Origin of the sequence: Paraburkholderia dipogonis (assembly GCF_046027395.1) — a bacterium.
Taxonomy (GTDB): Bacteria; Pseudomonadota; Gammaproteobacteria; order Burkholderiales; family Burkholderiaceae; genus Paraburkholderia; species Paraburkholderia dipogonis_A.
The window spans coordinates 14,535-35,770 of the sequence record NZ_JAQQEG010000020.1 but is presented as its reverse complement, the minus strand read 5'-3'; the positions used below and the strand labels follow the sequence as shown (position 1 = coordinate 35,770).

General features: G+C 61.3%; 16 protein-coding genes and 1 tRNA gene. 10 read left to right on the top strand and 7 right to left on the bottom strand.

Translation table 11 applies throughout. The features are described from left to right. The first annotated feature begins 49 nt into the window (after window positions 1–49). From PQR32_RS21025 to PQR32_RS21005, 5 genes are all read left to right on the top strand, one after another. Window positions 50–1,246: an aminotransferase-like domain-containing protein gene (locus tag PQR32_RS21025; RefSeq protein WP_408231148.1), complete on the top strand. Its 1,197-nt coding sequence runs from the start codon at window positions 50–52 to the stop codon at window positions 1,244–1,246. 111 nt (window positions 1,247–1,357) lie between these two features. After that, window positions 1,358–1,822: a RidA family protein gene (locus PQR32_RS21020; RefSeq protein WP_408231145.1), complete on the top strand. Its 465-nt coding sequence runs from the start codon at window positions 1,358–1,360 to the stop codon at window positions 1,820–1,822. A 174-nt stretch (window positions 1,823–1,996) separates the two neighbouring features. Then, on the top strand, window positions 1,997–2,887 hold the full coding sequence (locus tag PQR32_RS21015) for a PhzF family phenazine biosynthesis protein (protein ID WP_408231142.1): 891 nt from the start codon (window positions 1,997–1,999) through the stop codon (window positions 2,885–2,887). A 494-nt stretch (window positions 2,888–3,381) separates the two neighbouring features. Then, on the top strand, window positions 3,382–5,736 hold the full coding sequence (locus PQR32_RS21010; protein WP_408231139.1) for a bifunctional diguanylate cyclase/phosphodiesterase: 2,355 nt from the start codon (window positions 3,382–3,384) through the stop codon (window positions 5,734–5,736). Window positions 5,737–5,906: 170 nt separating this feature from the next. Further along, complete coding sequence (locus PQR32_RS21005) at window positions 5,907–7,115, top strand: chromate transporter (RefSeq protein ID WP_408231136.1); 1,209 nt, start codon at window positions 5,907–5,909, stop codon at window positions 7,113–7,115. Window positions 7,116–7,217: 102 nt separating this feature from the next. Here the strand turns inward: PQR32_RS21005 and PQR32_RS21000 are convergent, their stop codons facing one another. The 5 genes from PQR32_RS21000 to PQR32_RS20980 form a co-directional block, all read right to left on the bottom strand. Beyond that, window positions 7,218–7,676 (bottom strand): CopD family protein, encoded by a 459-nt coding sequence (locus tag PQR32_RS21000; RefSeq protein ID WP_012432243.1) that lies wholly within the window; start codon window positions 7,674–7,676, stop codon window positions 7,218–7,220. Between the two features lie 232 nt (window positions 7,677–7,908). After that, window positions 7,909–10,233 carry a DNA topoisomerase IV subunit A gene (parC, locus tag PQR32_RS20995; RefSeq protein WP_408231133.1) on the bottom strand — a complete coding sequence of 775 codons (2,325 nt, stop codon included), beginning with the start codon at window positions 10,231–10,233 and terminating at the stop codon, window positions 7,909–7,911. An 83-nt stretch (window positions 10,234–10,316) separates the two neighbouring features. Next, complete coding sequence (locus PQR32_RS20990; RefSeq protein ID WP_408231130.1) at window positions 10,317–12,302, bottom strand: DNA topoisomerase IV subunit B; 1,986 nt, start codon at window positions 12,300–12,302, stop codon at window positions 10,317–10,319. A gap of 353 nt (window positions 12,303–12,655) precedes the next feature. Next, complete coding sequence (locus PQR32_RS20985; protein ID WP_408231127.1) at window positions 12,656–14,596, bottom strand: ATP-binding cassette domain-containing protein; 1,941 nt, start codon at window positions 14,594–14,596, stop codon at window positions 12,656–12,658. Window positions 14,597–14,776: 180 nt separating this feature from the next. Continuing rightward, window positions 14,777–15,178 carry a DUF4399 domain-containing protein gene (locus PQR32_RS20980; RefSeq protein ID WP_134456770.1) on the bottom strand — a complete coding sequence of 134 codons (402 nt, stop codon included), beginning with the start codon at window positions 15,176–15,178 and terminating at the stop codon, window positions 14,777–14,779. Between the two features lie 325 nt (window positions 15,179–15,503). On the opposite strand from PQR32_RS20980, the gene PQR32_RS20975 reads away from it, so the two are divergent. The 3 genes from PQR32_RS20975 to PQR32_RS20965 all read left to right on the top strand — a co-directional run bounded on the left by PQR32_RS20975 (window position 15,504) and on the right by PQR32_RS20965 (window position 16,600). After that, window positions 15,504–15,695 carry a rubredoxin gene (locus PQR32_RS20975; RefSeq protein WP_007175738.1) on the top strand — a complete coding sequence of 64 codons (192 nt, stop codon included), beginning with the start codon at window positions 15,504–15,506 and terminating at the stop codon, window positions 15,693–15,695. Window positions 15,696–15,954: 259 nt separating this feature from the next. Next, window positions 15,955–16,029, top strand: a tRNA-Arg gene (locus PQR32_RS20970). 166 nt (window positions 16,030–16,195) lie between these two features. After that, on the top strand, window positions 16,196–16,600 hold the full coding sequence (locus tag PQR32_RS20965; protein WP_408231125.1) for a hypothetical protein: 405 nt from the start codon (window positions 16,196–16,198) through the stop codon (window positions 16,598–16,600). Between the two features lie 56 nt (window positions 16,601–16,656). Here the strand turns inward: PQR32_RS20965 and PQR32_RS20960 are convergent, their stop codons facing one another. Beyond that, entirely contained in the window at window positions 16,657–17,253 is a 597-nt protein-coding gene (locus tag PQR32_RS20960; RefSeq protein ID WP_408231122.1) for a glycoside hydrolase family 19 protein, read from the bottom strand. Between the two features lie 331 nt (window positions 17,254–17,584). After that, window positions 17,585–18,790 (bottom strand): acyltransferase family protein, encoded by a 1,206-nt coding sequence (locus PQR32_RS20955; RefSeq protein WP_408231119.1) that lies wholly within the window; start codon window positions 18,788–18,790, stop codon window positions 17,585–17,587. Window positions 18,791–18,907: 117 nt separating this feature from the next. Here PQR32_RS20955 and PQR32_RS20950 point away from each other — a divergent pair, with 117 nt between their 5' ends. Both PQR32_RS20950 and PQR32_RS20945 read left to right on the top strand, forming a co-directional pair. Then, window positions 18,908–19,999 carry an acyltransferase family protein gene (locus tag PQR32_RS20950; protein ID WP_408231116.1) on the top strand — a complete coding sequence of 364 codons (1,092 nt, stop codon included), beginning with the start codon at window positions 18,908–18,910 and terminating at the stop codon, window positions 19,997–19,999. A gap of 292 nt (window positions 20,000–20,291) precedes the next feature. Beyond that, window positions 20,292–20,597, top strand: a complete 306-nt coding sequence (locus tag PQR32_RS20945; RefSeq protein WP_408231113.1) for an XRE family transcriptional regulator — start codon at window positions 20,292–20,294, stop codon at window positions 20,595–20,597. The last annotated feature ends 639 nt before the right edge of the window (window positions 20,598–21,236 follow it).

Below are 21,236 nucleotides of genomic sequence, written 5' to 3'. Positions count from 1 at the left end.
CGCGCGATAATTGAAGTTTTGACCGGTTCCAGTACCAGCAGAGGAGACCATGGACCAAAGCGACTTGAAAGCCCCCATGTGGCAATTGTCCGAACGTGCACGCAAGCTCACGAGCTCGGCGATTCGCGAGATTCTGAAGGTCACGGAGCGGCCCGAAGTCATTTCGTTCGCGGGCGGCCTGCCCTCGCCGGCTACCTTCCCGGCCGAACGCATGCGCGCGGCAGCGGACCGCATTCTGCGCGACGAACCCGCCGCGGCGCTGCAATACAGCGCGACCGAAGGCTTTCTGCCGCTGCGTGAATGGATCGCGAAGCGCTATTCAGTGAACGGCGCGCAGATTCGTCCGACTCAGGTGCTGATCACGACCGGCTCGCAGCAGGCGCTCGACCTGCTCGGCAAGGTGCTGGTGTGCCCGGACAGCCCGGTGCTGGTCGAAACGCCGACCTACCTCGGCGCGCTGCAATCGTTTTCGATGTACGAGCCGCGCTACGTGCAAGTGCCGACCGACGAACAAGGCCTCGTTCCCGAAAGCCTCACGCCCGACCTGACGGCCGGCGCCCGCCTGTTGTACGCGCAACCCAACTTCCAGAATCCGACGGGCCGCCGCCTGCCGATCGAACGCCGCCGAGCGCTCGCCGAATTCGCGAAGACCGCGCCGTTCCCGGTGATCGAAGACGATCCGTACGGCGCACTCGACTATGCGGGCGAACCGCTGCCCACCATGCTGTCGATGGCGCCGGACCACATCGTCCATCTCGGTTCGTTCTCGAAGGTGCTGGCGCCGGGCCTGCGGGTCGGCTACATCATCGCGCCCGAAGAGTTGATCTTCAAACTCGTGCAAGCCAAGCAAGCTACGGATCTACACACGCCGAGCTTCACGCAGCGCATCGTGTACGAAGTGATCAAGGACGGCTTCCTCGACACCCACGTGCCGACCATCCGCGAACTGTATCGCGATCAATGCGCGGCCATGCTGGCCTCGCTCGAACGCTACATGCCGGAAGGCGTAAGCTGGAACCGCCCGGAAGGCGGCATGTTCGTGTGGGTGAATCTGCCCGCGCAGATCGACAGCATGAAGCTGCTGGAAGAAGCTGTCGCGCAGAACGTCGCGTTCGTGCCGGGTGGTCCGTTCTTCGCGAACGAAGCGCAACACAACACGCTGCGCCTGTCGTTCGTGACGGTGCCGCCGGCCAAAATCGACGAAGGCGTGTCGCGTCTCGGCGCGCTGATCCGCGCGAAAATCTGAACGCTGCCGCGCGCTTTTTTGCGCGCGGGTTGCGCGATTTTTTGCGCGCGGGTTGCGCGATTTTCGCCCGGCCCGCATTCACCGAATTCCACTACTGACGAAGGACACACCATGGCTCAAACGAATGTGTACGACAAGCTCGAGGAACTGGGCATCGAACTGCCGAGCGCCGGCGCGCCGGCTGCCGCGTATGTGATGAGCGCGCAAAGCGGCAACACGGTGTATCTCTCCGGACATATCGCCAAGAAGGACGGCAAGGTATGGACCGGCAAGCTCGGCGCCACCCTCACCACCGAGGAAGGCAAAGCCGCCGCACGCTCGATCGCCATCGACCTGCTCGCCACGCTGCACGCGCATGTCGGCGATCTGAACCGCGTCACGCGCATCGTCAAGCTGATGAGTCTCGTCAACTCGACGCTCGAATTCACCGAACAGCATCTGGTCACCAACGGCGCGTCCGAACTGGTCGCCGACGTGTTCGGCGAACGCGGCAAGCATGCGCGTTCGGCGTTCGGCGTCGCGCAGATTCCGCTTGGCGCGTGCGTCGAGATCGAGATGATCGCCGAAGTCGAGTAACGCAGTAACGCAGTCGAAGCCGCCGGTTCGTCCGGCGCAGCGGGACAGGAACGCGTCGCGAGGTGTCAGCCACCCGCGGCGCGTTTTGCATTTGTGGCGAGGTAGATCGTTCCGTCGTCAACGGATAGAATCCGCCAACCCTATCCATCCGTTTGATTCGCTGGACCGCGCCCGATGCCCGCCCACACTGTCCGTTTCAAACAAGTCGACGTGTTCACGTCGGTGCCGTTCAAAGGCAATCCGCTTGCCGTCGTGTTCGATGCCGATGCACTCGATACGAATCAGATGCAGGCCATCGCCCACTGGACCAATCTGTCCGAAACGACGTTCCTGTTGAAGCCGACCGACCCGGCCGCCGACTATCGTGTGCGCATCTTCACCACGCATGGCGAGCTACCGTTTGCGGGCCATCCGACGCTCGGCAGCGCGCACGCGCTGCTCGAAAGCGGCTATCAGCCGAAGCAGGCCGGCAAACTCGTGCAGCAATGCGGCGTGGGACTCGTCGAACTCGAGGCGTTGCCTGAATCGGAGGGCGCATGGGCCTTCGCCGCGCCACCCGCGCGAGTTACACCGCTTGCCGAGGATCGCTACGCGGCACTCTCTACGGCTTTACGTAGCGACGCAATCGATTTCAGCGCGGCGCCCTGCGCGGTCGACAATGGTGCGCCGTGGCTCGTGGTGCGCGTCAATTCGGCGCGTGAATGCCTCACGCTCGAACCCGACGTAGCCGCGCTCGCCGCCATCGCGCGTTCGGTCAATACGTTTGGCCTCGCCGTCTACGGTCCGCACGAGGCCGGCGGCCCGGCCACTTTCGAGGTGCGCTGCCTGATGGCCGGCGGTAGTTTCGGCGTCGGTGAAGACCCTGTGACAGGCAGCGCCAATGCGGCGCTCGCCGGCCTGCTGAGCGCCCAGCAGTTGCGCCCGGGCACGCACTATTCAGCCCGTCAAGGCACCGCGCTGGGCCGTGCCGGCCAGGTTTCCGTGCACTATGACGACGCGCGCCGCAAGACATGGATTGGCGGCTCGTCGGTGACGATTGTCGACGGCACGTTTCGCTTGCCCTGATCGGCACGCCCCTTGCCTCGTTCATGTGTCAGGCACGCAACCGGAAGCGGCATAGGGTTCGCCCTGCCTGGCCGCGCTTGACCACAAAACGCCGCAGCGTTCGCCCTATTAAAATGCGCCTTGCATTGGAAGAGGCCTGTTAAAGGCCTGGCACACCTGAATGCTGGCGCGCCTTGCCGCTGATTTCCGATGAAATATTCGAACACGACCGCGCTGGGGCGGCCTCAACACTGGCCGCACAGGGTGCCAAAATCGCCGCACCAGGCAGCTTGCCGCGCCCTCGTATACCCGATGCCCGGCCCCTTCCTTAATCCAGTGGCATTAAGTAATATCGAGACGTACCCGATGACCTGCGGATGGTCAGGCACGGCGCCACGCTTATCTCTTCTGCGCAGCAGTTCCGGCACCTTGGTCACCATGCAGCCACTCATGAAATCAGCGCAGTCGACGCTCGCTCGTTTGCAACCGGCCGGCACCCAGGCACGGGCCGCCCGATGAGTCAATCCCGCTTCTCCGACCAGCGCGAAGCCAAAGCCCGACGCGATCCCGCAGTGTCGCGCCGACGCGCTTTGCTCGCGATTCCCGCGCTGGGCGTGTTGGTCCTGATCCTGCTTTGGACGGTGATCTTCGCGCGTCTGTCGGTCGAGAAAGAAGCCACTTATCGTGAAGCCATGGCCTCTGCTGCGATTCTCTCCGCGGCGCTGGAGCAGCACACGGTCAAGGCGATTCACCAGGTCGATCAGATCACCCGCTTCGTCAAATTCGAGTTCGAGAAAACGCCGAATCATTTCGATCTCGCCAGCACAGTGGAAAAAGGCGTCGTGCAAAGCGAGACGCTGGTGCAGGTATCGTTGATCGATGAACACGGCACGCTGATCGCCAACACGGCCGAACTCAATCCCAAGCGCATCGATCTATCCGACCGCGAACACTTCAAGGTCCACGAACACGAGAACGACGACCAGTTGTATATCAGCAAGCCGGTGCTCGGCCGCGTGTCCGGCCACTGGACGTTGCAGATGACGCGGCGTCTGAATCATCCGGACGGCTCGTTCGCGGGCGTCGTGGTGGTCTCCGAAGATCCCAGCTATTTCACCACCGACTTCTACAACAACGCGGCCATCGGCCACGAAGGCGTGATCGCGGTGATCTCGGACAACGGCACCGTGCTCGCGCGGCGCACCGGCAGCGCCGAAACCGCCAACGGCGCATTCTCGGCGAGCGGCTCGTATCCGACCTCGGAGCATGTGTCGGGCACCTACGTCGATTCGATCGACAACGTTACGCGCATCGTGTCGTACCGGCATATCGACGGTTATCCGCTCGGCGTGCTGGTGGGTCTGTCGCAAGCGGAAGAATTCGCCGACTACAACCACACGCGCAACGTCTATCTGCTGATGGCGGGCTTCATCTCGCTCGCCATGCTGAGCTTCTTTGCCGTGGCCACCGGCCTGATCGGCAAACTGCTCGGCCGCGAGCGCGAGATGACGCATCTGGTCGAATACGATCTGCTCACCGGCCTGCGCAACCGCTACGCGACATTGCAAACCCTGCGGCACGACGTGGCGCTGCCGGCCAACCTCGGCCGCCTCGCGATTCTCTTTATCGATCTCGACAACTTCAAGACCGTCAACGACACGCTCGGCCACAACGCCGGTGACATCGTGCTGCAAATGACGGCCTCGCGGCTCGCCACCGCGGTCGGTGAAGGCGGCGCGCTGAGCCGCATCGGCGGCGACGAGTTCGTCGTCGTGATCAAGGGCGACGACGTCGAAAAGCGCGCCGTCGCGCTCGCCGAAGCCGCGGCCGAAGCATTCGCCAAGCCGTTCGAAGTACGCGGCAGTTCGTTCGTGCTGCACGCGAGCATCGGCATTGCGCTCTACTCGGTCGCCAATGAAAACGAGATCGACTTGCTGAAAAAAGCCGACCTCGCCATGTACAGTGCGAAGGACGCGGGCAAGAACTGCTATCAGTTCTATTCGCCGCAACTGTCGCATCGCGCGGATCACTTGATGAAGTGGGAGCAGCAGTTGCGCGTGGCGCTCGCCGAAGGGCAACTGTTCCTAGCCTATCAGCCGAAGATCGATCTGACGCGCCGCTGCATTACGGGCTTCGAGGCGCTGGTGCGCTGGAATCATCCGCAGCACGGTTTGATTCCGGCCAACGAGTTCATTCCGGTTGCCGAATCGACCGGCCTGATCGTGCCGATCGGCGACTTCGTGATCGAGACCGCCTGCCGTCAACTCGCGCTGTGGCAGCAGCAGGGTTACGACACGCTGTCGCTCGCGGTGAATATCTCGGCGGTGCAGTTCTGGCGCGGCGACCTGTACGAAACGATCTCGCACGCCATCGAGGAAAGCGGCATCTCCGCGCGCCGCCTCGAGCTCGAAATCACCGAAACGGCGATGATGGAATATCCCGAACTCGTCTCGGAGAAGATCTTCGCGTTGAAGCGCCTCGGCGTGCGCATCGCACTCGACGATTTCGGCACTGGCTATTCGTCGCTGTCCTACCTGAACCGCTTCTCGGTGGACACGCTGAAGGTGGACCGTTCGTTCATCCAGGCAATTCCGGGCGACCGCAGCGTCTGTGTGATGGTCACGGCGATCGTCAATCTGGCGCGTTCGCTCGGGCTCACGGTGGTGGTCGAAGGCACGGAGACCGAAGAGCAGATTGCGTGGCTCGCCGCGCTCGGCCATATCGAGGCGCAAGGCTTTCTGTTCTCGCGTCCCGTGCCGGTGGACGCGATTCCGGCGCTGCTGGAACGCTTCGGCGTCTGCGGGATGACGGGCCGCCGCAGCGCGCACGAAGCCGACAGCACCAGCAGCGTATCCAGCACCAACACCTGAGCGCGGCGCCCGTTGCGGGCCATCACGGGTCATCTACCCGCAGCGCCGCAAAAACCGGCTACATTCTCGCAGTACTGCATCACAGCGCGATGCCGCCCGACGGCCGCGTCAAAACCACTAAACGATGATCTCAAAGGACGAGCGCCCGCGTACCGGGCGCGCGTGGCGCCATGCAGACGATCACGAGCCAGGATGCTGCCAGACGAGGTGAACGGGAACCGCTATGGACGCTGTTTCGGGTCGTATTCGGCCTGTCCGCGTTGTCATGGGGCGGCCTCGCGCTCATGGCGCAACTCGAAAACCATTATGTCGAGCGCGAAGGACGCCTCTCGCGCGTCGCTTTCTCCGATCTGATCGCGCTCGCCTGGATGGTGCCCGGCCCGGTAGGCTGCAACGTCGCCGTGCAACTCGGGCACGCGTTGCGCGGACGCGCCGGCGCCTGGGTCGCGGGCATTGCCAGCGTCCTGCCCTTCTTCGTGCTGATGACGCTGTTCGCGATCTTCTACCGCACGCCGTTCGTGCGCGCCGCCGCCTCGCAAACCTTGCTCAATCACTTCAGCGTTGTGCTGGCGACGCTGATCGCGCTCACCTGGTACAAACAGACGCGTGCCCTGGTGCGCGGCAAACTCGAATGGGGCGCGGCGGTGCTGGGTTGCATCGCGCTCTTCTATGCGCGCAGTCCGGCCGCTTACGTCGTCATGCTCGGGGCGGCCTTCGGCACCGGTTGGCTGGTGAGTCCGGTTCGGAACTCGCGCGTCGTCGTGTCGTTCGCGCGCGGCGACTGGCAGATGCTGACCGCCCTGAGCGTGTTTCTCGTGTTGTTCGCGATGCCGTTGCCGCATCGCTATGAACTGGCGCTGTTGTGGCCGCGGCTTGCGGGTGCCGGCATGACGTTGTTCGGCGGCGGCTTCTCGGCGTTGCCGGTGCTCAAGACGCTGTTCGTCACGCCGGCGATCGGCGTCTCCGATAACGACTTCACGTTGGCGTTCTCGCTGTCGCCGCTGTCGCCCGGACCGCTGTTGAACGTGGTGCCGTTCTTCGGCTATCTGGTGGACGGCTGGGTGGGCGCGCTGATTGCCACGCTCGCGTTATTCGTGCCGTCGGGGTGTCTCGTCGTGCTGGCGCAGCGGCATTTGCATCAGTTGAAGGCCGATCCGCGATTCGAGCACGGCATGCGGATTCTGCGCGCCGTCACCACCGCGTTTCTCGCGGTGGCCGTGCTGCGCATTGCCGCGCATGTGCCGTTCAAACCGGTCTATCTGCTGACCGCGCTGTTCTCCGCCATGTGCTTTGCCAAGCTGAAGGTACCGGTGTACGTGGTGTACGGGACGGTGGCGGTGGTGTGCGGGCTGTGGCTCGCGTATGGCGCGCTGATTTAGACGACAGCGGCGCTTCGCTCAATGATGACGAGGCTTCAAGGGTGCGCCGCGCGGCGGTGTCACCACGCGGCTATCGGATTTCAAACGGGCAATTGCAATATTTCAGAAGCCGCGCGACAGTACCGCGACACCGATCGTCACCACACCGAGCACGATATTGATGAGCACCAGTCGACGAATCGTGCCGACGGCCCGCGCGCCATCCGGCCATTTTTGCGCCTGCACCGCGCGGCGGATGCGCGGGAACACGGCAAAACGAATGTGCCCGAAGATCAGCATCATCACAATGCCGAGGCCGGCCATGGCATGCAGCGGCCAGGTGGCATGCCCGCCGCCGAATTGCATCAGCAGGAAGCCGCCGGTAAGGAGAATCACCAGCACGGAGGCGGCGACCCAATTGAAGAAGCGGCCGAACACCGATTCCCACAGCGGCAAGCGTAATTGAGGCGAGAGATCGGCAATGGCCGGGCGCAGACAGAAATGCGCGAACACCATCCCACCTACCCACACCGCGACCGCGAGCAGATGGAGAAAGAGCGCGAGTTCGATAGCCTTGTTCATGTTGTTTTCCTCTCTCGACGACGCCACACCGCTTATAACAAGCGGCTATTGAGCGCATTCGACCGCATGCCATGCACGCAGTTCCATCGCACTCGAGGCTTTCACGCCGTTTTTGTAGTTGTTATCGCAGCATATCCACCGTAATGGCGATGCTGCTCCCCGGTTTTGTACCACGCACGACAAGTGCCTCGCATGCTAGCAGACGCTTGCCGTGTTCCAGCGTCAAGCTTTGTTAAGCGGCCAGCACCGGACGCATGCCTTCGAGCTTCATCTTGCTCTCAGGCGTACGGCCCTTGCGCGCCCGCTTGCCGATATGCGGCGCGAGCGCGGCGCCGCTCACCTTCTCTTCGTCGACGCGGCCGCCGCGGCGCGTGCCGATCAACACGACACCCGCGTTATTGATGGCCAGCGCCTGCACCAGCGTTTCCTTGTCGTCGAGACCCATCAGCGTGACGCCGCGGCCGCCGCCCGAGAGCGTCTTCATCTCGTCGAGGCCGAACACCAGCAGACGCCCGCCCGAGGAGAGACACGCAATGTGCGTCGCATCCGGCAGCATCGGCATCGGCGCGAGCGGCGCGGCGCCGGCGTCGATCGTCATGAACGACTTGCCGGCCTTCACGCGGCTCACCATGTCGCCGACCTTGGCGACAAAGCCGAAGCCGTTGCTCGACGCAAGTAGCAACGCCTGATCCGCAGACGCCGCGTAGTAATGCATCAGATGGCTGCCCGATTCCAGCTCGATCAGCGATGTAACCGGCACGCCGTCACCGCGGCCGCCCGGCAGCATCGCCACCGCGACCGAATAGACGCGGCCGTTGCTGCCCCACGCGACCAGCGTGTCCGGCGTGCGGCACTGGAAGGCCGCATAGAGCCCGTCGCCGGCTTTAAACGTGAAGCCCGCCGCGTCGAGCCCGTGGCCCTTCAGCGCGCGCACCCAGCCCTTCTGCGACACCACGACCGTCACCGGTTCGTCGACCACGCGCGCTTCGAACGTCGCGCGCTTTTCCTGCTGGATCAGTGTGCGACGCTCGTCGCCGTACTGCTTGGCGTCGCCTTCGATTTCCTTGATGAGCAGACGCTTCATCGCCGATTCGCTGCCGAGCAGTTCTTCGAGCTTGGCCTTCTCGTCTTTCAGTTCGGCGAGTTCCTTCTCAATCTTGATCTTCTCGAGCCGCGCCAACTGACGCAGACGAATTTCAAGAATGTCCTCGGCCTGACGGTCGGACAAGCCGAATGCGGCCATCAACGCGACCTTCGGTTCGTCCGATTCGCGAATGATGCGGATGACTTCGTCAATATTCAAAAAGACGATCATCCGGCCTTCGAGGATGTGAATCCGGTCGTCGACCTTCGACAAACGATGCCGCGTGCGGCGCGTCACCGTGGCGAAGCGGAACGCGATCCACTCGTGCAGGATCTCGCTCAAGCCCTTCTGACGCGGCCGGCCGTCGCCACCGACCATGACCATATTGAGCGACGCATTCGATTCGAGGCTCGTGTGCGCGAGCAGCGTGTTCACGAAATCGGTCTGATCGATACGGCTCGACTTCGGCTCGAACACGAGCCGCACGGGCGCGTCCCGGCCAGACTCGTCACGCACGGCATCGAGCAGCGCCAGCATGGTCTGCTTGGTTTGCAGTTGTTCGGGGGTGAGCGCCTTTTTGCCGAGCTTGATCTTCGGGTTGGTCTGCTCCTCGATTTCTTCGAGCACCTTCTGCGCTGCGGTGTTCGGCGGCAGTTCGGTGATCACCAGTTGCCACTGACCACGAGCGAGTTCTTCGATCTTCCAGCGTGCCCGCACCTTCAGGCTGCCGCGGCCGCTTTCGTACGCAGCGGAAATCTCGGCGTCGCTCGAAATGATCTGACCGCCGCCCGGAAAATCCGGCCCGGCGATGTGTTGCATCAATTCCGCGTGTTCGATCTTCGGATTGCGGATCATCGCGACCGTCGCTGCCGCGACCTCGCGCAAATTGTGCGACGGAATTTCCGTGGCCAATCCGACCGCAATACCCGATGCGCCGTTTAGCAACACGAACGGCAAGCGCGCGGGCAACAGCTTCGGTTCCTCGGACGAGCCGTCATAGTTCGGCATGAAATCGACCGTACCCTGGTTGATTTCATCGAGCAGCAGCTTCGAGATCGGCGTGAGGCGCGCTTCCGTGTACCGCATCGCCGCTGCGCCGTCGCCGTCGCGCGAACCGAAATTGCCTTGGCCGTCGATCAGCGGATAGCGCATCGAAAAGTCTTGCGCGAGACGCACGAGCGCGTCGTACGCGGACTGGTCGCCGTGCGGGTGATACTTACCGAGCACGTCGCCGACCACGCGCGCCGACTTGACCGGCTTCGCGTTGTCGGACAGACCCATGTCGTTCATCGCGAACAGGATGCGGCGCTGCACCGGCTTCTGGCCGTCGCACACATCCGGCAGCGCGCGGCCCTTGACCACGCTCACCGCATAGTCGAGGTACGCGCGTTCCGCGTAGTTGCCGAGCGTGAGAAAGTCGCCTTCGGGAGGCGGCGGCTCGGTGAAAAGGTCGAGAGTGTTATCGTCGTCCATCTAGATTCCGTATCCGTGTTTGGCGTGAAGTTGCTGTGCGTTTTCAATATCCAATGCGCGCGCTTTGTTCGCTATGAGCGCGCTCAGATATCCGCTTCCACTTCGTTGCCCTTTTCTTCCAGCCAGCTGCGGCGCGACGCCGCTTCGCCCTTGCCCATCAGCATCGTCATGCGCGCGACCGTGGCGTCGTAGTCGAGTTCGCCGAGCGCCACCGGGGAGAGGCGCCGCGTGTCGGGGTTCATCGTGGTGTCCCACAACTGTTCCGCGCTCATTTCGCCGAGGCCCTTGAAGCGGCTGATGGACCACTGCGTATCGCGCACGCCGTCCTTGCGCAGCTTGTCGAGAATCGCTTCGAGTTCGCCTTCGTCGAGCGCATACAGCTTCTGCGCCGGCTTCTTGCCGCGCGCGGGCGCGTCGACCCGGAACAGCGGCGGACGCGCCACGCACACATGGCCGCGTTCAATCAATTGCGGGAAATGCTTGAAGAACAGCGTGAGCAGCAGCACCTGAATGTGCGAGCCGTCGACGTCAGCGTCCGACAGAATGCAGATCTTGCCGTAGCGCAGATTCGACAGATCGACCTTGTCGTCCGGGCTATGCGGATCGACGCCGATCGCCACCGAGATGTCGTGCACCTCGTTGTTGGCGAACAGGCGGTCACGCTCGGTTTCCCACGTGTTCAGCACCTTGCCGCGCAGCGGCAGGATGGCCTGGTATTCCTTGTCGCGGCCCATCTTCGCAGAGCCGCCCGCCGAATCGCCCTCGACGAGGAACAGTTCGTTGCGGCCGATTTCCGTCGATTCGCAATCGGTCAGCTTGCCCGGCAACACAGCGACGCCCGAGCTCTTGCGCTTCTCGACCTTCTGGCCTGCGCGGGTACGCGCCTGCGCCTGCTTGATGACGAGGTCGGCGAGCTTCTTGCCGTGCTCGACGTGCTGATTCAGCCACAACTCCAACGCCGGTCGCGCGAACGACGACACCAGCTTGACCGCGTCGCGGCTATTCAGGCGTTCCTTGATCTGCCCTTGGAATTGCGGATCGAGCACCTTCGCCGACAGCACGAACGACACGCGCGCGAACACGTCTTCCGCCAAAAGTTTGACGCCCTTCGGCTGCAGGTTATGCAGTTCGACGAAGCTCTTCACCGCCTGATACAGACCGTCGCGCAAACCCGATTCGTGGGTGCCGCCCGCGGGCGTCGGAATCAGGTTGACGTACGACTCGCGCGTGAGCGTACCTTCCTCGCTCCACGCGACGACCCACGCGGCGCCCTCGCCCTCAGCGAACGTCTCTTCGCTCGCGCGCGAGTTTTCGGCGTAGCGCTCGCCCTCGAACAGCGGAATCAGCAGATCGCTGCCGTTCATGCCTTCGAGCAGATAGCCGCGCAGACCGTCTTCGTATTTCCAGCTTTGCTGTTCGCCGGTTTTCTCGTTGATCAGCGTGACTTCGACGCCGGGCAGCAGCACCGCTTTCGAGCGCAGCAGACGTTGCAGTTCGCCGAGCGGCAGGTTCGGCGAATCGAAGTACTTGGGATTGGCCCACGCGGTGACGCGCGTGCCGGATTTCTTGTCGCCTTTCGCGGCGGGCCGCACTTCGAGTTCCTTGGCGACGTCGCCATTGGCGAAACTCAGTTCGGCGATCCTGCCGTCGCGCCACACGGTGACGTCGAGGCGCGTGGACAGCGCGTTGGTGACGGACACGCCGACGCCGTGCAAGCCGCCCGAGAACGTGTACGCGCCGCCGGCGGCTTTGTCGAACTTGCCGCCCGCGTGCAGGCGCGTGAAAACGATCTCGACGACCGGCACGCCTTCTTCCGGGTGCAGACCGAACGGAATGCCGCGGCCGTCGTCTTCGACGGAGACCGAATGGTCCGCGTGCAGCGTGACCGTGATTTGCCGGCCGTGGCCGCCGAGGGCCTCGTCCGACGCGTTGTCGATGACTTCCTGAATGATGTGCAGCGGATTCTCGGTGCGGGTGTACATCCCGGGCCGTTGCTTGACCGGCTCCAGGCCCTTCAACACCTTGATCGACGCTTCGCTATACGCGGCGTTTGGCTTTTTCGTAGACATGGTTGACTCGGTGCGTCGGTTCATCGTTGTCCACAGGTCCTGTTCACAGGTCTGTGGACAATGCGTTGAGTTTTCAAAAAAAGCGAAACGAAACAACGGGGTTAGGTGGGGTGCCCGCAGTGCGGGCAAGCTGTTTTGTCGCATGGCTTCCCGTTGGCGCGCTCGACGGCGGCTCGAAGCCTGTCCTGCATGCAGCAGGGCGGGCAACGTCGACGCTGGTGCGAACGCCGGGGAAGCCTGTTCGCGGGGTATTTTACTGATTTCGATACGCGCGGCAATTCACGATGCACGGGATTGGCCGTCTGGATAAGGGACGGCGGTGGCTAGGCCCAATCCCGCGCCGTCCCCGTGCCTCATTTGCGCCGCTTTTCCAGCTCGTCCCAGCGTTCGAGCGCGACCAGCAGTTCTTCGTCGATCGCGCCATAGCGCTCCGTCAAACGCGTGCCTTCCTGCGCGTCTTTGGCGAACACGGAGCCGTCTTCGAGTTGTGCGCCTATCGCTTTCTGCTCGGCTTCGAGCGCGGCGATCTTCTCCGGCAGCGCGTCCAGTTCGCGCTGCTCCTTGAACGACAACTTCGCGGCGCGTTGCGGCGTGTTGCGGCCCGCGGAACTGTCTTTTGCCGCGGCCGTTTCTTTGCCTGCGTCCTTGCCGGCTTCCTTCTGCGCGTCCAGCGCCATTTGCTGTGAACGGTCGCGCTGGATCTGCCAATCGGTAAAGCCGCCGACATACTCGCGCCACTTGCCACCGCCTTCCGACGCGATCACCGACGTCGCGACGTTATCGAGGAACGCGCGATCATGGCTGACCAGCAGTACCGTGCCGTCGTATTCCGTGAGCAGTTCTTCGAGCAGTTCGAGCGTGGGAATGTCGAGGTCGTTGGTCGGTTCGTCGAGCACCAGCACGTTGGCTGGACGCGCGAACAGGCGTGCGAGCAGCAGGCGGTTACGCTCGCCGCCCGACAGCGACTTGACCGGCGAACGCGCGCGTTCCGGCGCGAACAGGAAGTCGCCGAGATAGCTCATGACGTGCTTCTTCTGGCCGTTGACTTCGACCCACTCGCTGCCCGGGCTGATGGTATCGGCGAGGCTCTTTTCCAGATCGAGCTGCGCGCGCATCTGGTCGAAATACGCGACCTGCAGATTCGTGCCGATGCGCACCGTGCCCTCGTCCGGCGCCAGTTCGCCGAGAATCAGCTTGAGCAGCGTGGTTTTGCCCGCGCCGTTCGGACCGACAAAGCCGATCTTGTCGCCGCGCATGACCGTGGCCGTGAAGCTGTCGACCACCGTGCGCGAACCGTAGCGCTTGGTGACGTCGGTCAATTCGGCGACGATCTTGCCGGACTTTTCGCCCTGCCCGACGTCGAGCTTGACGTTGCCCAGCACGTTGCGGCGTTCCGCGCGCTCGTTGCGCATCTCCACTAGCCGCGCGATCCGGCCGACGCTGCGCGTGCGGCGCGCCTCGACGCCCTTACGGATCCACACTTCCTCCTGCGCGAGCAGCTTGTCGAACTTGGCGGCTTCCACTTGCTCGATTTCGAGCTGCTGCGCCTTCCTGGTCTGGTAAGCGCTGAAATTGCCCGGATACGAGAGCAGACGCCCGCGATCCAGTTCGACGATGCGCGTGGCGACGCGATCGAGAAACGCGCGGTCGTGGGTAATGAAGAGCAGGCCCGCGCGCAGCGAGACCAGCAGGTCTTCGAGCCAGCGGATGCCGTCGAAGTCGAGGTGGTTGGTCGGCTCGTCGAGCAGCAGCACGTCGGGCTGCACGACCAGCGCGCGCGCCAGCGCGACGCGCTTTTGCATGCCGCCCGACAGCGAGCCCACGCGCGCCTCGCCGTTCAGGCCGATCTGTTGCAGCGTGGTAGCCACGCGCGTGCTCCAGTTCCAGGCGTCCGAATGGTCAAGCGCCGATTGCAGCGTGTTCATGCGCGACATCAGCGCGTCGTGCTCCGGACCTTCCGGTTCGTCGGCGAGCTGGTTGGCGACCGCGTCGTATTCGTCCAGCAGCGCGCGGGCGTGCGTGAGGCCGGCGGCGACCGCGTCGAACACCGTGTCGTCCGTGTCGAACTCCGGCTCCTGTGGCACGTAGACCGAAGTCAGGCCCTGCTGACGCGTGACGAGGCCGTCGTCAGGCTTGGTCAGATCGGCGACGATCTTCAGCAGCGACGACTTGCCCGCGCCGTTGCGGCCAATCAGCCCGACGCGTTCGCCCGCTTCGAGAGAGAAATCCGCGTGATCGAGCAACGCGACGTGACCGAACGCCAGTTGGGCTCCGGTAATGGTGTAAAGCGACATGGAGAATTGGAGAAGACAGCGATGAGTCGGAACTGCCCATTGTACCGGGCGCGCGGGCGGGTGCCTGTATGCCGGAAGAGATAGGCCAAATGGCCGGCTTGCCAAACGCGGACAAGCCCGGTGCGCATGATGAAGAAGCCGGACGGCGTTTGCACGCGCCCGGCTGTGTCGCGCGGCGGATTACTTCACGTGCACGGTGATGGTCTTGCTCATTTCCGGACCGTACGAACGATGCGCGCCATCGCCGAATTGCAGCGTCAGCGTGTGGTCGCCCGGCGGCAGCGTCAGATCGGTTTCGGTCTGGCCCTTGCCGAAGTGCAGCGACTTGTCGTTCGCGGGAATGACCTCGCCCTTGGGCAGCGGCTTGCCGTCCACCAGCAGATGATGGTGACCCGTGCCTTCCGTCATCGTACCGGCCGGCGCGATCTTCATCCCGTCGACGCCGAATACCACGTGGACGGGATTGCTGACGGTCGCGCCGTCCGCCGGCTGCACGAACGACACGCTCGCGGCCTGCGCCGCGCCGGATACGGCGAGCAATCCGGCCAATGCCGCACCGACCAACCATTTGTTTTTGAACATCGTTTTTCTCCTTTTTTGGGAAACGAGAGTCTGCGCGGGCCATGTCGGCGACGACGGCACCTCAATGGCCTGAGGCCGATCGTCGCAGTTCATGCCAGGCGCCCCGGCGCGCCGGTCCAAAAGATCAACTGCGGATCAGAGCATACACGCTGTGTGTGACGCGGTCCGCCGAGTGGGTTCGGCGTTGTCGCGGGCGCTTTGCGGCGCTGCCACATCAGTGGTTTTCAGCAGAATTGGCAAATTCCGGTAATATTGCAGGTCGCCGCTGTGCCCAAAAAAGGGGCAGACTGGGCGGATCTTGCATTGAACTAGAGAAGAGTGCGTCGTGAGCGAAGTAATTGAAGTGACTGAATATAAGAGCTGGGTCTGCCTGATTTGCGGCTGGATCTACAACGAGGAAGAAGGCCTGCCCGAAGAAGGCATCGCGCCGGGCACGCGCTTCGCCGCGATTCCCGAAGACTGGCGCTGCCCGCTGTGCGACGTGGGCAAGGCTGAGTTCGCGGTTGTGGAGTTCTGAGGCGGGTTTGTCGGGTTGCGGGGGCGATGCGTTAGTTTGTTGCGCGCCCCGTGCGCTCGTTGACGTGGTTCGCATGGCCCAGCAGGCTTTGACTGCTGGGCCGTTTGCTTTGTGGGACAGGCTTCTGCGCTCTTGCGCGGCACTCCTCGCGTTTGGGCGTGTTTGATATACTCTGCGCTCGCTGGCGAATTTGGACTCGCCCGATCCCCGCAGACCTTGTTCGATAGCGGGATTGCGGCGATGATTTTGGTTTGGTCCTCTCCCTGTAGTTCAATGGATAGAACAAGTGCCTCCTAAGCGCTAGATACAGGTTCGATTCCTGTCAGGGGGACCAACTAGCTTCCCAGCATCTCCCAAGTTTTACCAGAAAAGCCTCGTACGCCTTGCGCTGCGGGGCTTTTTGCTGCCGTCATTGTCCGCGTTTGCCCAACACAAGCCAGATTCGTTGGGGGAATCGACGGGGAGTAGGGACGAATACCCCAGATCGCGAACGGCAACGCATGCATGCCTTCGCCCTTCCCGATGTGATGCGCCTTGCAAAGCAACATGTCGTTGACCGTCATGTCGTCGACGAACTGGGTCCAGTCAGTGAAGTGGTCCCAGTCGGATTCCTTGATCGCCTCACCCCACACGCCAGCCTGCGCGTCGAACTTGAAGCGCTACCAGTCGATCATCTCGGCGAACTATCGCTCGATCGGGTAGTGATGCGCCTCAAGCGGATGACCGCTCTCCTCTGCCGTCGCGTTGCAAATGAAGCAGCGCCCACCGTCGCGCGCGATCAGCACCTTCCGCGTGCGTTCGAACAGTGCCGTTGTCTTGCGTCGCTCGTGGCCGGGGATGTTGACGTCGACGGTAAACGTCTCTTTCTCTTCGTGGATTTGGGTAGCGTCGGTCACGGCCCGTAAACCGATAAAGCCGCTTGAAGCGGCTGGTCGCAAATGACTCAAAAAACGAACAAACATCAAATGTTTGTGTAACCGTTAAACGATGCCAAGCGCATCCTTCGCGGCGCCGTATAACGCCAGCCGTTCCGAGTAACCGTTCGGTGTCGCCTTCGACGCCGCACTGCCCGCGATACGCCAAGGAAGTCGCCAGCATCAGCGATTCCATTGAGCTTGCGGTTGAACGAATACCGGCCCGCAGACATCGCGGCGTTGGTCGGTTGCTCAAGTAGCTCGGAGGGATTGCGGAGATCGAGATCAAGGCCGATCGCCGCGAGCGTGTAATTGCGCCGGCCGGTTACTTGAATCAGCCCGCGGCCGCAGAATCGGAGACCGTCGCCAGGCTGCGTGTTACCCGGCTCACTCGCCTTCTTCGACGGCGGCTCGTACCAACGTTGAGTGGGCGTCGGCCCCCAGGTCTCTTTCGTGAAGACCAGCCGGGCCGATTCGAGGCCAACGGTTGTAAGGAACGCGGCGACGCTCAGCGGCGTGGTGATCGCCCACAAGCGATGGAACTGCGTGTAGAACCAGAATCCGTAGAGCCCGAGCAGCGGCAGGACGATGAGAATGAACGCCTGTCTCTGGAAGAAGCGCCACGAGGCCGCGAGACGACACACGAACCGCGCGCCGGCGGCGACGTCGCTCAGAATGCCGCGAATGAGTGCAGTGTCCTCGGCGACCTGATCGGCCGCCGCCTCTACCTTCCGAGCGACCTCGGTGTTCTCTGCAATCGCCGCATCGTATGCAACGAGCTATTCGACAACGTGCGCGCGGAATTCCGGATCGGGCATCGTCAACATGTCTTTGGCTTCCATCAATCCCCGGAAACAAAAAAACCTCTGGAGAGGGCTTGCGGTCTTAGTTTCAGGCGAAAAAAAACCGCCCTGCGGGCGGTTTGTGCTGCGTCATTGTCGCTTCTGTCCGGTGGATCGCTTGTCCTGGAAGACTCTAAGCGGACAACTCCACCTTTTTGACAAGACCGAATCGCTTGCGAAGTTTAAGCACCGGTTTCTCCACGTATGTCCACGAAAACGCTGCGAAGAAAAAAGCGATAAGCAGACTCAGAGCAAAATTCGCAAAAAAACCAAAGGCGCCGCCAATCGCCATTCCTTTATTGATTATCTGCTGAAATGGGAAGCAGTAAATATAAAGTCCATACGAGTAGTCCCCCTTGGGAGAAAGTTTTTCCAAATTGGAGCAACCAATCTGCAACATCAGGCCGACGGAAGCGATGCATAAAACCAAGGCGCAAATAAAATTAGAGAACACCTCGCTTACATTGCCCGCAATTCCGAGGCCCATCACTATCGCCACGCACAACATCGTGACAATCCTGCTAAACGGAATTGAGTACCTTAGGTTGTAGGCCGCGACTCCGAACAGAAACGACGGCAACAACGTTTTTCCGCGAGCGCTATTCAGGAAACTCAAGTGGTGCGAACTTGCAAAAAACGAACTGAGTTGCTGCATGTTGAACTGATTGATCAAGTGAGGAATTGCGAGAAGGAAAATTCCGACGCCAATGATCAGTCCCCAACGGCGCTGTAAACCCGAAACAATCAGAAGGCCCATCACGAGATAGCAGGCAAGTTCGATAGGAACGGTCCAAATCACGCCATTGACAATCTCCGGGTAAGGCGGCAGAAAGGTAACGCCGGGCAGGACATATACCACCGCCCCATACATGTTTCTGAAATACTCAAAAAAACCTGGTTGCGTAAAGTAATCGCCCAACGGCAATGACGTTATTGCTGAACCAATAATAATTGCGGATATTATTGTTTCGACAGCAAGGGCGGGAAATATTCTGGCAACTCTGTTGATGTAAAAATCAAATATGCTGAGACGTTGCGCGCTGCCGGCAATGAGAAAACCGCTCAAACCAAAAAACATTGGCAACAAGAAATAATTCAAAGACCAAATATATCTTTGGTCGAAATAAATACGATCACCCTGAGAAATGACCAGGCTGTGCCAACCAATGATAGTGACTGCTAGCGCTATCCGCAAAAAGCCGAATCCTTTACCCAATCCTCCGCTCTGATCTAGAACTTCCCCGATACTTTTCAAATGTTCCCCCGTGATAGTTGAGCCATGCCTGCCCCACCAGTTGGCTTGCGGAACGCATTCTATAGCAAGGATGAGCCTTATCACTTGATTCCGCACCGCGCGACCTCGGGGCCTGAGCCCATGTTGCGATGGTGATATAGCGATTTGCCATGCGGCCGCAACGACACTGGTAAGATCTCCAAATCTTTCGGAGCCTTACCAGTGCCAGCCCAAAAAATCAATTCGCTGACGTCGTTGCGGTTTTTCGCTGCAGCAATGGTGGTCGTTTTTCACACGCGGCGCGAGTTCGGTTATTTCGGCCTCGCCAACCACCTGGCGCTCACGCAAGCCGTATCCCTCTTCTTCGTTCTATCCGGGTACATTCTCGCCCACACCCATCGAACGATCACCTCGAGGTCGGATCTCTTCATCTTCTATCTCAAGAGGTTCGCCCGGATTTGGCCGCTCCATCTCGCTGGCGCTGCCGCGGCGTTGTGGCTGATCCATTTTGAAGGTGGCTCGGTGAGGGACGCAGACGCTATCCTCAACGTGCTTCTGTTGCATGCCTGGTCATGGGACATCACCACGTATTTCTCATTGAACGGGATCTCGTGGAGCTTGTCCGATGAGGCCTTTTTCTATGCGGTTTTCCCATTACTAATTTGGCGGGTAAATGCCACCTGGGCAGCCAAACTAGCAGGAACAGCAATCGTCACGGCTGCAATGCTGTTTGCCTTTAAGAACATGGGGCGCCCGTTAATGCTGTGGTCCGCGTACATTTCGCCCATCACCAGGCTGAGTGAATTCATGATGGGCATTGCAGCCTATCAATTGCGAGACAAACTTCGGAACGCCATTAAAGGCGGTTGGCGCGCGAGCGCGCTCGAGATCGGTACCGCGCTGATTGTCGCGTCAGCGATCTGGGCGGCCGATCTCAAATTCGTCTCGGATCTACCCTTCCATCCGATCAAGCCCGTTGCAATCTGGCTCTCTAATTGTGGCGCCGGCGTTTTGTTTACTCTGTTGATAGCCGTCTTCGCACTTGAAGGGGGCGCCCTGTCTCGCCTGCTTCAAGCTCGGCCTCTCATTTACCTTGGCGAGATCAGTTTTGCTCTATACATGGTGCATCAACTCGTCTTGCGGTATGCGGAGGACCACGGCTATATGACGCCAGACTATCCGATTGCAGCCAAATTTTCCTTGTACTGGTTGGCGGCAATCGCGGTCGCAGCAGCAGCCCACCATCTGATAGAGATTCCCGCGCAGAGACTAATCTTGTCGCGTCTCACTCCCCGGCGTGGCGCAATTGCCTAGCCCACTGGCAGCGCAATTTAAGCGGTTGCGATGTTCTGGACGATCGTTGCCATTCGACAAAGACGTGTCGATCTCGCCCGCTAACTATGCGTCATAGAGTCTCGCAACCGATCGGAAAAGCCGACTAGGCGGCTGTTGATTAAATTGTTGTGGTGTTGCTTGACATATAGGACCGATGGTCCTGCTCTGATCGTACTGGCACCTCGCCTTCCGCGCGGTCCGACATCCCCATAGGAACGATCATGAAAGCCTGCTTTCGTGCGCCTTTTCGCGCACCTGGAAATCTCCGGACATGCATTACAAGCCCCCTCAGCCGGAAGACATCGAGCGTCTCAAGAAGGAACTCGGTCTGCACGGCACGCAGATGACGGAACTGTTCGGCGTCGCTGGGAACCGCGCATTTCGCCGGTACACATCCAAATCCGACGACACCAAGAACAAGCGCGAGCTCGGCGCACATATGCTGTTCTTTGCGATGGCGCGCTTGGAACTGGACACCCAGACCATCGAACGAGTGCTACAGCGCACGCGCCGAGTCGGAGCAACAATCGACTTGGACACCGACACCCCGGCGCCCGATGGAGAACAGCAGCCGTAGCAATGTCGCTCGGCCGTCCCGCTGCGGCCGCGCACGCTGACAGCATCACCGACTATGTGCGTCTCGAGCTTGGCGCCGGCGTTTCCAGAGACGGTACCCAAGGCGATAACCCGTGATATCAGCAAGGCATGCAGCATCAACTCGGATTTGAGCGCGCCTGTGCTGCCCGCGGGCTTCACTCGGCCGCTCTACACACGTGAAAGATGGGGCATCGACTGGCACGTCAGCTACGTCAGCCTCGTACATGTCTCATCGCAGTGCGAATGCACTCCAGTCGACGTGAACTACAGCACGCAGACCCAAACTGATCAACCCGATGCCGGTCAACGTTCCGAATGCGAATTTTGTCGGCAATGGCAATGCACAGGGCGTCTCGATCACCGTTGAGCCGTATTTCGGATACCAAGGCTGGCGCATAGGTGCTGAAGCGGGGTTGTTCTGTATCGCTCGGATTGGGACGTGACTGTCTATAACTGGTCGCCCGGTCCGGGAGTGCCCACCTCAACCATCCATTCCGATGCGCCCCACGCTTGGCAGATCGGCAAGGTTGCCGGGGTGTCGGTCGGGCGCGGACGTGCGTATGGTGAAGTATCGGTTTTGAGGATGATGCAGCGGCGCTTGAAAAAGACGCCCACTGGC